The organism is Spirochaeta dissipatitropha, assembly GCF_054657935.1.
The window spans coordinates 1-12,831 of sequence record NZ_BAAHXT010000007.1 but is presented as its reverse complement, the minus strand read 5'-3'; the positions used below and the strand labels follow the sequence as shown (position 1 = coordinate 12,831).

Below are 12,831 nucleotides of genomic sequence, written 5' to 3'. Positions count from 1 at the left end.
AAGGAGGCGCGGATGAACAACACCCGCCCGGCAAGTCTACCTACTATCAAACGCCTACCATCCTATCTGCAGGTCGTTGAGGCCGCAAAACGTGATGGGCTGGAATTTATATCCGGAACAATTATCGCCGAGGAACTTGAACTGGAACCGATTCAGGTCAGAAAAGACCTGGCAGTCACCGGCATCGTCGGCAAACCGCGGGTTGGATTCTCGGTTAATGAACTGCTCAGCGCTATATCCTCCTTTCTACGCTGGAACCAGATCAACAGTGCCATTCTGATGGGTGCAGGTAACCTGGGAACGGCCCTGCTGGGCTACAGTGAATTCAAGAGGAATGGACTCTCCATTATTGCAGCTTTTGATACTGACCCCGCCAGGCAGAACTCAATGATTAACGGGACCCAGGTCCTTCCAATGGATCAGCTGGAAAGCTTTATTCCACTTAATAAACCGGAAATAGCTATACTTACAGTCCCCTCGTATGTAGCTCAGGAAACGGCTGACAGGGTCGTGGCTGCAGGCATACAGGCAATCTGGAACTACACCAACGTCAAGCTGAAATTACCGCCAGGCATCGTTGTTCAGAAAGAGGATCTATCCTCCGGCTATGCCGTGTTATCGGTTAAAATGGGACTGGCAGAGGCTGAACGAATGGAGGAATCCGGAGTTCTACCGGATGCAAGCGTCTCCGGTGATCTCCAGACTGCACAAAAGGATTACTAATGCAGGACACTATTGCATTTCAGCAGGATATGCTGATCAACAGACTTAAAAAACGCCGCCGGCATTTATGGAAATGGGCGAAGCGAAATGACATAAGCTGCTTCCGGCTGTACGAGCGTGATATTCCGGAAATTCCCTTTATAATCGATGAATATGAAGGGCATCTGAATATGGCCGAATTCGACCGCCCTCATGACCGTACTCCCGAGGAGCATGAAATATGGCTCGAAGCGATGCGCGAAGCTGCTGCCAGAGGTGTTGGCGTACCACTTGAGCGCGTATTCATGAAATCGCGGACGCGTCAGCGGGGAAAAAGCCAGTACGAAAAATTCGATCAGCAGCAGGTTGAAGTAATCGGAAAAGAATACGGCCTGAAGTTTATCCTCAACATGTCTGATTATGTGGACGCGGGCTTGTTTCTCGACCATCGCACCACACGGAAATATGTCATGGATATGGCTTTTGGAGCCAGGGTTCTGAATCTCTTCGCATATACCGGATCATTCAGTGTATACGCAGCTGCCGGTGGTGCCGAACAGACCCTGTCCGTGGATCTCTCACATACTTACTGCGAATGGGCACGCCGAAACATGGATCTTAACGGCCCCTTTCCCGGAAAACATGAAATCCTCAATATGGATGTTTTTGCGTATCTGGAAGAGGCTGTACAGAAATCAGAACGTTTCAACATAATCATTCTTGATCCACCTACCTTCTCCAACAGCAAGAAAATGGAAGGCGTGCTTGACGTACAGCGTGACCATATCAAACTCATAGAAAGCTGCAGCAAACTGCTGACGAATCAGGGCATCCTGCTTTTTTCAACCAATTTCAGGAAGTTCAAACTCTCCGAGCAGGAAATTCCTCGGCAGATGAAGGTCAGAGAACTGACCCCACGCACTATTCCGGAGGACTTCCGGAATCTGAAAATACACAGATGCTGGGAGATGCTCAGGGAATTCTGAGATTCAGCTCAAGCTGATTCAGAATTTTCCTGAGGCTGGCCCTGGATTTTGAAACACCCCATTTATACAGAGAACGGATTCCCTTCCGCAACAGGAACCATCCGGCAAGGCTGGTGACAAGAGCAGTACCGGCGGCAGCCGGTAATGCCAGTCCAGCAGATGAGGACAGGGCAAATATTGCAACAGCAGCAGCCGGGCTGAGTACAGCTGCAAGCCATTTGCCGATTTTACTGTTGAGTGAAAGGGATCTTTCAAGCGGTGCATAGAGGGTTACTGCAGTCCGGTTTTCTGCCTGCGATTCAACAACAACCAGGAATTCCTTCACATCTCCATACCAGAGCCCATTGGCATATTCAAGTTTTTTGGCGGACTCAAGACTCCAGACCGCAGAACTGTCAAGGGAAACGGCAATAAGGGGTTTTTCACCTGCATCATCCGGCACATCCGAAACCCCGGATATATTCAGGCCGTATATCTCGTTTTTGAATAAATCAATCAGGCTATTATACACAAGCTCCGCAGCCCCGTTGATTACAGCTGTATGAACGATACAACGCTCACGTGATCCGAGATAGGACTCAGCAGAACGAAGCCTGTCCTCAGGAGTACGTCCGGTATACTGCAGCAATTCCGATTCAGCCAGTGCAATCCGGAACTTCCCGGCTTCAACACCGGCCTCCATTGCCGCAGCCTTGATGATCCCCACGTCCATACCGCTTCCATCGGCACCGGCATCATGCCGCCGGTCCTCCTGGTTCTGCTGATCATGAGACGACATGCTCGCCTGGTCCGCAGCATGCTGCAGTTCAATAGCCCGCCTTATAATCACCTGGGCTCTCTGTTCAGAAAGCTTCTTCTCACCAGGGACTCCAGGTAAATCAGCAGAAATTTCATCTTTACCAGACATACAATGCCTCTCCTCTGCCATGCAGGCAAGCAAAATCAGGCCTATACTACTGTCAGCCGATGCACGCGTTTCTTCCCGGCCCTGAGAACCATCTCAGCCTCGGAACCGCTCAGAGAATCCTCTGAAACTACTGCTTCGGGATCATTGATTTTACTGTCGTTTATTTTGGCCCCACCCTGCTTGATCAGACGTCGGACCTCGCTTTTTGAAGCGCAGAGACCGGTCTCGACAAACAGATCGACCAGCGGAATACCAGCTACAAGTCTGGTTCGTTCAATTTCACTGCCTGGCATCTGCTCCCGGCTGCCTGCTCCAGCAAACGCTGCACGGGCCCCGGCCAGCGCTTCATCCGCCGCAGCATCACCATGCACCAGCCTGCTCAGCTCATACGCCAGACGTTCCTTGGCTGCATTCAGAGCCTGTCCCTCACAGGAAGTCAATTCATTGATTTCATCTACAGGAAGGAAGGTATAAATCAGCAGAAACTTTCTTACATCCGCATCCGGCACATTCCGCCAGTACTGAAAGAAATCATAGGGAGTATACATTTCGGGATCAAGGAAAACAGCCCCTTTCTCTGATTTCCCCATTTTCTTGCCGTCGGCTCTGGTCACCAGAGGCATGGTCAGCCCAAAAAGTTCCGGACCCCCGAGACGCCTGGTAAGATCAATGCCGGCAACAATATTACCCCACTGATCATCTCCCCCGATCTGAAGCCTTACACCCTGGTCACGATTCAGAACAAAGAAATCATAACTCTGAAGCAGCTGGTAATTGAACTCGATAAAACTCAGTCCGGTTTCCAGACGCTGTTTGTAGGCCTCGAATGTAAGCATGCGATTCACGGAAAAATGCTTCCCTACATCACGCAGGAAATCTATATAGTTCAGCCCGGCCAGCCAATCGGCATTATCGACCAGGTTTATTTCTGCACTGTCCCCGACCGTCCGCTCCAGGAATGAGCGCAGCTGTTCACCTATGCTCACCGCGTTCTGCTGAATCTGTTCGATAGTGAGCATTTTCCGCATTTCGGACTTGCCTGAGGGATCACCGATTCTGGCCGTACCACCGCCCACCAGGGCTATCGGCTTGTGCCCGGCCATCGCCAGGTGAGCAATCGCATACATCGGCACCATATGCCCTGCATGCAAACTGCTCCCCGTGGGATCAAAACCGACATAGAAACGCACAGGACCATCCGAGAGTAGCCGTTCAAGCCCCTCACGGTCGGTACACTGCTGCAGAAAACCGCGCTCCTCAAGCACCTTGAGAGCACTGGCTCCATTGAAATCAGACACGGCGATACTCCTTGCTGGCCTGCTTGATATGCTGAACCAGTTCGCTTCTCGGAATTCTGACCTGTTCCATGCTGTCACGATAACGCAGGGTCACGGTCTGATCATCCTTGGTATCATAGTCAACGGTAATACAATATGGTGTTCCGGCCTCATCCATCCGACGGTATCGACGCCCGATCGCCCCGCTCTGATCGTAGAATGTGCTGAAATCCTCACGGAGCTCCTTCTCGATCTCACGTGCAAGCTCGGACAGACCATCCTTTTTTACCAGAGGAAAAACCGCTACCGTAATCGGTGCGATATTCGGATGAAAACGCAACACAGTCCGGCTGTCCCCGCCTTCGAGTTCCTGCTCTTCATAGGCATCGCAGAGAGCCATAAGAAGTCCGCGAGTCAAACCGGCTGAGGTTTCAATGATATACGGCAGAAAACGCTCGTTGCTGCCATCATCCAGGTAGGTCAGATCCTTACCGGAGAATTCGCTGTGCCGGCTCAAGTCAAAATCTGTCCGGTTATGAATACCCTCAAGTTCTTTCCAGCCGAAGGGGAATTCATATTCAATGTCAAAAGCATCCTTCGCATAGTGCGCCAGCTCATCGGGCCCGTGCTGATGGAAACGCAGCTTCTCGGGACGAATACCCAACTTGTCATAATAACGGATCCGCTGCTCCTTCCAGAACTCGAACCATTTCTCATCCTCTTTCGGATGGACAAAATACTGCATTTCCAGCTGTTCAAACTCACAGGTACGGAAAATAAAATTCTTGGTCACGATCTCGTTCCGGAAAGCCTTTCCGACCTGGGCAATACCAAAAGGCACCTTTACCCGGGCAGTCTGAACCACATTCTTGAAGTTCACATAGATGCCCTGTGCTGTTTCCGGACGCAGATACACCTTGGAACCGGAATCAGCCACCGGTCCGAGGTGGGTTGAAAACATCAGGTTGAACTGCCTCGGCTCTGACAGGGGATTCCCCTTCGGGCTCTTCATTTCCTTCTGACATTCCTCGGGCAGCAGGTCGAAGCGGAAACGTTCATTGGTTACCGTATCCTCAACCATTAAATCGGAGAAGTTCTCTACATGGCCGCTGGCCTCCCATACGCGGGGGTGCATCATAATAGAAGCATCAATACCGACAATATTATCATGAAGCTGCGTCATTTCCCGCCACCAGAACTGCTGCAGGTTGTTCTTGAGCTGCACACCTAAGGGACCGTAGTCCCAGGCTGAAGACAATCCGCCATAAATCTCGGAGGACGGAAAAATAAACCCGCGCCGCTTGGCAAGAGAAACAATGTTCTCCATTTCCTTGTTCTTGATCTGTTTTTTATCACTCATATAGCAATCCCTTTCTGTAATCAGTCTTTCAGAATTTCCGCAGCCACGCGAATCCGACGGATTGCGTGTTCGGCTCCCAGCAGCGCAATGCTGCCATGTAACGGAGGAGACATTTTCGAACCGGTAACCGCAATTCGCACCGGCATCATCAAGGCTCCCACCTTCATCCCGTTCTCCTCAGCACAGCTGTGAAAACGAGCATCAAACCCTTCTTCATCAAGATCAGCAAAATCACCAAGAATCTCTGCCGCAAGCTCCAGGGCTTTCAGAGTTGACTCCGCATCACTCTTCTTCGGAATCAGATTCTCTGCAGTAATCCCCTCCGGCTCCCTGAACAGAAACGATAAGGCTTCCGGTGCATCCGTCAGGAACTTCAAACGCTCCTTCACAAGCGGCACTGCCCCGTCAATCAGGAAAGACTCCCGGGCACTCGGTTCTTCGGAAATCAATCCCGCCCCGGCCAGCAGCGGCAACAGCAGCTCCCGCAATTCGCCATTGCTCTTCTGCCGGATATACTGACCATTGAACCATTCGAGCTTACGGTAATCAAAAACCGCCGGACTCTTCGCAATTTTCTCAGCCGAAAACACCTTCTCAAGCTCTTCACGGCTGAAAAACTCCGTCTTGTCATCAAAAGCCCAACCCAGCAGCGATACATAATTAATAATTGCCTCGGGAAGATATCCCTGCTTTACGAACTCCTGCAGACTCGTAGACCCGTGACGTTTTGACAGCTTCTGCCCGTCCTTGCCCATAACCATCGGCAGATGTACATACTGCGGCGCTTCCCAGCCAAAGGCCTGGTACAGCAGCACATGCAGCGGAGCTGAAGGAATCCATTCCTGTGCACGCATTATATGGCTGATACCCATGAGATGATCATCCACCACATTCGCCAGGTGATAGGTCGGGAACCCGTCACTCTTCAGCAGAACCGGATCAGGACTCACATCCTCGTTTTTCCGTTTTATATCGCCCAGAACCAGATCATGAATAGCGGTCTCACCGGAAAGCGGAACCTTGAAGCGGATAACCCCGGGAATCCCCTGCTTACGGTACTCCTCACGCTCATTCTCATCCATATCCCGAAAAAAACGATCATAACCCTGGTGCTTCGATTTGCTCTCAGCCTGCTTTTTCCGCATCTCCTCGAGTCTCTCCGGAGTATCGTAGGCCCAGTACGCATGGCCGGACTCCACCAGCTTCCGGGCATAATCCCTGTACAGTTCCACCCGCTCCGACTGCACATAGGGACCGTACTCGCCTCCGCGATCAGGCCCCTCATCCCAGTCGATTCCAAGCCAGCGGAAGGAATCATAAATATCCTGCAGAGCCTCCGGGTGAAAACGTTCCTGGTCGGTATCCTCAATTCTCAGAATAAATTGCCCGCCATTCGCCCGTGCAAAAAAATAATTGAACAATGCAGTCCGGATTCCTCCGATATGCTGCATCCCCGTCGGCGACGGGGCATAACGTACACGTACACTCATTGGCGCAGTATACCCAAAGAATCCACGCAATGCAAATCATTCATACGCAAGAGAATTCATGTATGACAGAAGAGATATAATACTGATTTGTGACCATCAATAGTTATGCAGGAAGGCAGGCGCGCCTGCGGCTCTGCCCCCTTGCGTCAGCAGGATTTCAGGCGTCGCCCGGATATTTCTCGATAAAATCCCGTAATCGCCCCATGGCATCTATTAGGGTATCCTTGTCCGGCAGAAACACAACTCTCAGATGATCAGTCCCAGGCCAGTTGAAACCACTGCCCTGCACCAGCAGGAGTCGTTTTTCCACCAGCAGCCGGAAAATGAAATCCTGATCGTTTTTAATCGGTAGTTTTTCCGGATCCAGACGCGGAAAGAGATACAGGGCACCCTTCGGCTTTACACAGGTGACTCCCGGGATATCGGTCAGGAGACGGTAGGCAATATCGCGCTGCTCTCTCAGTCTGCCGCCGGGCAGAATCAGGTCATTGATACTCTGATACCCTCCCAGAGATGCCTGAATAGCGAACTGTGCCGGTACATTACTGCACAAACGCATATTGGCAAGTATATCCAGTCCATCAACGTAATCGCTGGCACGCAATTTGGGTCCGGTCAGCAGCATCCAGCCCGAACGGAAACCAGCAGCCCTGTAGGCCTTTGAGAGACCGTTAAAGGTAACGCAGAGAACCTCATCTCCAAGGGTAGCTATTGAGACATGCTCGGCATCATCGTAGAGAATCTTGTCGTAGATCTCGTCGGCAAACAGAATAAGCTTGTGCCGGGCCGCAAGATCGTAGATCTTCTGCAGCACATCCCGACTGTAGACCGAGCCGGTCGGATTATTCGGATTGATTACCACAATTGCCCGGGTTCTATCGGTGATCTTTGCTTCCATATCTGCCAGGTCCGGCTGCCACTCACTCTGCTCATCGCAGAGATAATGAACAGCTTTCCCACCTGACAGGGTAACCGCTGCAGTCCACAAAGGATAATCAGGAGCCGGAATAAGCACCTCGTCACCGTTGTTCAGCAAGGCATTCATGGACATGGAAATCAGCTCACTGACACCATTGCCGATATAGATATCCTCAATCTGTACATCCAGCAGACCGCGTTTCTGGTACAGCTGCATGACCGCTTTCCGGGCTGAGAACAAGCCCTTGCTGTCGCTATAGCCCTGGGCATTCCTCAGATTAACAATCATATCGTGAAAAAGCTCATCCGGAGCATCGAAGCCAAAGGGAGCCGGATTACCTATGTTGAGCTTGAGAATGCGAAAGCCCTCTTCCTCCAGGCGCCTGGCTTCCTTCAGAACCGGCCCGCGGATGTCATAACAAACATCTGCCAGCTTTTGTGATTTCCTGACCGGGTCAATCATCCGATGTCTCCTTATCCGCATACAGCCAGTTCAATGCATCACGGATAAACTGATCAAGAATAAGAACAACAACATTCTCTTTTTCTTTTTCAAGTATGCCCATAAGCTTCCGGGAATCCACTGCCTTAAGGCGTGCCTTCTCTGCAGCCAGAAAGTCACGTGATTCCCTATCCTTGTACGCAGCTGCATCATACATATACAGGGCCATTGCCCGCAATAGATAGTTACGACGGCGGTTGATTATTTTTTCAAGCAATGGTTTAGTCTCCTCAAGCCGATGCTGAAGGAATACAGAAAATATATACAGCCATTCGATCCAGACAGCATCATTGCCCGTGGCTTGACCACGAAGACCAGAGTAGAATCTCTCCATTTCTGAATGATTATTTTCCAGGATATATGGCAAACCAAGCAGCAGTCCGAAGCGGACATGCATTCGAGGACTCTTCTCTTCAAGTAGCTGCCTCAATTCCAGAATTTCAGACGGTTTTGACCGTACTACCGCATTGTGAATATAGAGCCGCAGGTACTGCGAACGAAAACGCTGCTTGTCCAAGATTTCAGCCTTGAGGTAAGCCTGGAGATTAGTCCAGTCTTCTCGTTCGAGAAGTTGATACACCTTCCAGAAGCGCAGAAAATACGCATTTATACCAGCAAAGAAGGCAAAAAATACCGCCGCAAGGTACCAGTTGGAAGACCAGAACAATCTTGTATATTCTGCATCAAGCAAAATAAACGGTAAAAATATGATAAATGCAAAAGAAAGTAGTATAATTATGTTAAAGAGTAAGAAAATTGCCTTAAAATTCATGCTGAAATCTCCTATAATATATATAGAAGTAAAAGTGTAGTTTAATTGAAATAAGGGGTCAACGGTACAAAGATGGCAGACATACTGGTAAATACGCTTCGCGTCGGAAGATACTATTCTCAACCCGTCTATCTGGACGATAAGTTTATTCTTCTGACACCGGAAATTCCGGTATATCAGGAAATGATTGATCGCCTTAAAAAATGGGAAATTGATTATGTATCCTGCGAAGGTTCGGAGCAGGACCAGCAGATTTCATCTCTGGCCATTGGCGACGAAACCGAACCCGAAGAAGGTCAACCCCAGGCCGTAGCTGGTTTCAGTTCAGATGCCAAAGAAAGCTCCGCAGCTGATGCAAGCCAGCAGTTCTTCATGCAGAGCATAAACTTCCTTGAGCGGATTTTTTCAATATATGTCAAACAAGGCCATGTATCACTGAACGACGTAACCGAACAGGTAAAGAAAATAATCGACCAGGTTCACAACCGCAAGCAGTACCTGTTGCGGATCACCGAGTTCAATGCCGATGCCCAGAACTACATCGTGGTACATTCCATCAAAACAACAATCATTTCTGTTGCAATCGGCGCAACCATGAAAATGCCGAATCATAAGCTCATAGAGCTTGGTACCGCCGCACTCATGCACGAGCTGGGTATGATCAAGCTCCCGTCAAGCATATACATGAGCAAGAAAATGCTCAGCCCGACAGAGAAGAAAGCCATAACAGCCCACACCCTGCTTGGCTACAAAACACTCAAGCAGAACTCGTTTCCCATGAGTGTCTGTCTCGGCGTTCTGGAATGTCGTGAAAACATGGACGGATCGGGCTACCCCAGGGGACTCACCGGCGACAGAATCAGCAGTTATGCAAGAATAATCAACGTAGCCAGTACCTACGCAGCACTCACCGCAAAACGCCCCTTCCGCGGTGCCTTTAACGGACACGCATCACTCATGGACATGCTGAAGCGCAAAGGAACCATGTACGATGAATCGGTACTGCGAATCCTGATCATGATTCTCTCTGTCTATCCCCTCGGCACCTATGTACTCCTCCAGAATGGATCAAAGGGCATGGTTGTCGAAACCAACCAGGGAAACTACCGGGCACCGAAAGTCAGAGTTCTGGTAAGCACAGATGACAAACTCGTACAGGATCATATGCTCATCAACACCGAAGCCAGCAACTACGGAATAGTCCGCCCCCTGTCCAACGAAGAAATCTCGAAAATCAAGAAAATTGTCGGGGAACAGAGCTGAGTTAGTTTCTATATTTTATATAATTTACTCCACAATCAACTGATCAAGCAGAATATTACTTCCGTTTTTTAGTGAGACCGAGATTTCAGCATTCTGAACCCCATGCTGTCTGATATGCTGAAACAAGGCAAACGTTTTTCCTGGCAGTACATAATTCCCGGCAGGCAGTAAAGGCGGCCCTGTCAAGTGCACAGAAACGGATTCCGTTATCAACCAGGGTCATCCGACAAGAGGTATATTCAAGGCCTGCAGTGTGTGTGTATCATATATTTCAGACTGTAGCTGATCTGGAAAAGAGATTTGATCATGTATATACTGGAACCAGTTCTGCAATAGTACACGTGAACTCAATCCTGTTGCGTATTCTATACTTCTCCAACCACGGTGCGGACTACTGATTATATCTCTCAGTAGTTTAACTGCCCCGTTTTCAATGAGAATACCAGGATCATCCTCATCCCAGGCAACACCACCGTACTCCCAGACCAACCAGGCAAGAAAGGCCACCATACCACCGCGTTTACCCGCACTATCACGTTTCCCATGAACATCAATATTAGCACCCAAGGGAAATAAATGAGGTGACCGAAAAAATCTCTCTACAAAGGCAATATTTCCACCAGTAATTCCATAGCCTATCAACACTTCAGTAAGATGTGCCAGCCCTTCAGCCAGAAAAACCTCATCATATGGTGCATCCCGGAAACCATTCTGTATCTCGGTATAGGTCTGAGTATAAAAATGGATAAGGTGCTGAAGCTCATGTCCGATCGTTGCCAATATTATATCGTCCAGAAAAGGATACTCACCCGAGGGTACTGCTACGTAAATCATACGAGCCTGATTGGAAAATACTGCCTCAGGGTATCGATCATTTGAATCATTGGCAGGAAATAGATCCGAGGGATTGAAAAAACCTAATATATTCCCGTTCTGATTCAGTTTTTCCGAAAACAGTATAACAAGGGGAACATCACTAATCCACCAACCCCAAAGCGCTCGCACCCGAGGGACAATCAGTTTGCTGATTTCTTCCTGAATTGCAGCCACAGCAGCTGAATAATCATTGACACTCTCTGAATCAATCCACAGCTGAACATGATGATCATCATATACCAGGTCTGCCTCAATCTGCACATATAAACCAGTATTCAATTTCTCTAAATCAGGCAAATAAAAAACCCGCTTTACTACCTCACTCGATAAAGGCATTATAAAATGTTGATAATTACCATAAAGCCGTGGTATTCCTGGCTGAGAGGTATTCTTCCAGGAATCCATACTGCAGGTAATAGCGCCGAACGGGCGTAAGGGGTCAGATTTTTCAGTCAGTAATAAGCCTGCAGCATTTGATTGCATAGGCGAAATACCTTCCCAGGCATTGCTATCCACCTCAAATTCAGCAATTTCATCAAGATGGTTCCGCAACATTGCAGCAACCCGGCCTGCACGTACTGGTATGACATTGAACGTATCATTCAATACAAATGTATTTCGGTCTCCTGATTTTCTTGCACCATACTCGATATGAATCATGACTTCATCTAAAACCTTATCCTGTCTTGTTAATTTAATTCTATGATTGCCTCCCGAAAGATACCTGAAAAATCCATTATCTGTACCAAGAACCCCATCCAGATCAGACGACAAAGTTGTAGAAAGTCCATTATCTTGCCAGAGAAAATGAATTTTTTCAGTCTCGGAGAACACCTGCCCATCCCGGGGGCGCAAGATAGCTTCAGAATTATCATCAGCTGAATCAGACCCGGAGACAACAGCTCTGCAGGCAGTAATTGAACTCATAAAGCAAACAGCATATAAAAGCAGGAGAATTGATAAGATCCTCATCAATCATTAACCTCAAACACCAGAAGTGGACTACGGGACTCACTTATTGAAGAATAATTTTCGGTCTGAAAAAATGCATCCCCGGAAATAGATTGCGCCACCACCTGGGCTTGAAATACTCCTGCTTCCAGAACTCCTGCATCCAGGGAGTAAACAGGACTTTCGGTATTTGCTGCGTACAGGACAGACCCTGCCCGGGAAATTCGTAACTGATACACATCTGCATAAGGAACGGATTCCCATGCAAATTCAATATCACTGGATGATTGCAGCTCAGAACCGGTCATAGCAGAGTTACCTGCCGAATCTCGTAACACCTGGATAGATGGTCTCTCGGTCAGAGCCGTATGCGGGACTACAATCTTGTATTCACTTTCAGCAGCCAGACTTCTTATAATTACTGTATAATTACCAGAACGAGGTATTGCCATGGTGGTTCGGTACATTCCCTGACTATTATCATATGAAAAAATAACCCGTTCATCATCTGGAGTGAGCCCTAATACCAAACTACCGGTCAGTAGCATTCCATTGGCCCCCTCCACCCATACCGCAGCATGCAGTGGATTGTTGTACGAAGATTCCAGACTGACACGGACACCAAGAATTTCCTTTTCATCTGCGGAAACAAAAAGATTACAGGCCGACAAGAAACCCAGTAATCCAATAAGTATAATTGTCTGTAGTAACATCTTCATTTCAATACCAGATTCCCCTTGCGGCTGATCTTATACGGCAGTTCTACTGCATAGATTGTTCCCTGGTTGTAATAGATCATTCGATCTTCATAGTGTACTGGTTGATTG

General features: G+C 48.7%; 11 protein-coding genes. 3 read left to right on the top strand and 8 right to left on the bottom strand.

The annotated features are described in order from the left end of the window. Positions 1 to 12: 12 nt before the first annotated feature. Both ACYQ2L_RS09750 and ACYQ2L_RS09745 read left to right on the top strand, forming a co-directional pair. Positions 13 to 723, top strand: a complete 711-nt coding sequence (locus ACYQ2L_RS09750; protein ID WP_460054670.1) for a redox-sensing transcriptional repressor Rex — start codon at positions 13 to 15, stop codon at positions 721 to 723. After that, the gene (locus ACYQ2L_RS09745; protein ID WP_460054668.1) at positions 723 to 1,688 is read left to right on the top strand and encodes a class I SAM-dependent methyltransferase; all 966 of its coding nucleotides are present in this window, start codon (positions 723 to 725) and stop codon (positions 1,686 to 1,688) included. Before ACYQ2L_RS09750 ends, ACYQ2L_RS09745 begins: the two co-directional genes overlap by 1 nt. Here ACYQ2L_RS09745 and ACYQ2L_RS09740 read toward each other — a convergent pair. The 6 genes from ACYQ2L_RS09740 to ACYQ2L_RS09715 form a co-directional block, all read right to left on the bottom strand. After that, positions 1,675 to 2,595 (bottom strand): hypothetical protein, encoded by a 921-nt coding sequence (locus tag ACYQ2L_RS09740; protein WP_460054664.1) that lies wholly within the window; start codon positions 2,593 to 2,595, stop codon positions 1,675 to 1,677. The genes ACYQ2L_RS09745 and ACYQ2L_RS09740 overlap by 14 nt on opposite strands. Before the next feature lie 41 nt (positions 2,596 to 2,636). Beyond that, positions 2,637 to 3,893, bottom strand: a complete 1,257-nt coding sequence (gene tyrS / locus ACYQ2L_RS09735; protein WP_460054662.1) for a tyrosine--tRNA ligase — start codon at positions 3,891 to 3,893, stop codon at positions 2,637 to 2,639. Beyond that, on the bottom strand, positions 3,886 to 5,232 hold the full coding sequence (locus tag ACYQ2L_RS09730; RefSeq protein ID WP_460054658.1) for a glycine--tRNA ligase: 1,347 nt from the start codon (positions 5,230 to 5,232) through the stop codon (positions 3,886 to 3,888). Before ACYQ2L_RS09730 ends, tyrS begins: the two co-directional genes overlap by 8 nt. A 20-nt stretch (positions 5,233 to 5,252) precedes the next feature. After that, positions 5,253 to 6,722: a glutamate--tRNA ligase gene (gltX, locus tag ACYQ2L_RS09725; RefSeq protein WP_460054654.1), complete on the bottom strand. Its 1,470-nt coding sequence runs from the start codon at positions 6,720 to 6,722 to the stop codon at positions 5,253 to 5,255. Positions 6,723 to 6,879: 157 nt separating this feature from the next. After that, positions 6,880 to 8,103, bottom strand: a complete 1,224-nt coding sequence (locus ACYQ2L_RS09720) for a pyridoxal phosphate-dependent aminotransferase (protein ID WP_460054650.1) — start codon at positions 8,101 to 8,103, stop codon at positions 6,880 to 6,882. Beyond that, positions 8,096 to 8,914: a hypothetical protein gene (locus ACYQ2L_RS09715; RefSeq protein WP_460054647.1), complete on the bottom strand. Its 819-nt coding sequence runs from the start codon at positions 8,912 to 8,914 to the stop codon at positions 8,096 to 8,098. Before ACYQ2L_RS09715 ends, ACYQ2L_RS09720 begins: the two co-directional genes overlap by 8 nt. 72 nt (positions 8,915 to 8,986) lie before the next feature. Between ACYQ2L_RS09715 and ACYQ2L_RS09710 the strand changes: the two genes are divergently transcribed. Beyond that, positions 8,987 to 10,177 carry an HD-GYP domain-containing protein gene (locus ACYQ2L_RS09710; protein WP_460054643.1) on the top strand — a complete coding sequence of 397 codons (1,191 nt, stop codon included), beginning with the start codon at positions 8,987 to 8,989 and terminating at the stop codon, positions 10,175 to 10,177. Between the two features lie 219 nt (positions 10,178 to 10,396). Here ACYQ2L_RS09710 and ACYQ2L_RS09705 read toward each other — a convergent pair whose 3' ends face one another. Next, positions 10,397 to 11,980 carry a hypothetical protein gene (locus tag ACYQ2L_RS09705; protein WP_460054641.1) on the bottom strand — a complete coding sequence of 528 codons (1,584 nt, stop codon included), beginning with the start codon at positions 11,978 to 11,980 and terminating at the stop codon, positions 10,397 to 10,399. A 44-nt stretch (positions 11,981 to 12,024) separates the two neighbouring features. Beyond that, on the bottom strand, positions 12,025 to 12,723 hold the full coding sequence (locus ACYQ2L_RS09700) for a hypothetical protein (RefSeq protein ID WP_460054640.1): 699 nt from the start codon (positions 12,721 to 12,723) through the stop codon (positions 12,025 to 12,027). Positions 12,724 to 12,831: the final 108 nt, after the last annotated feature.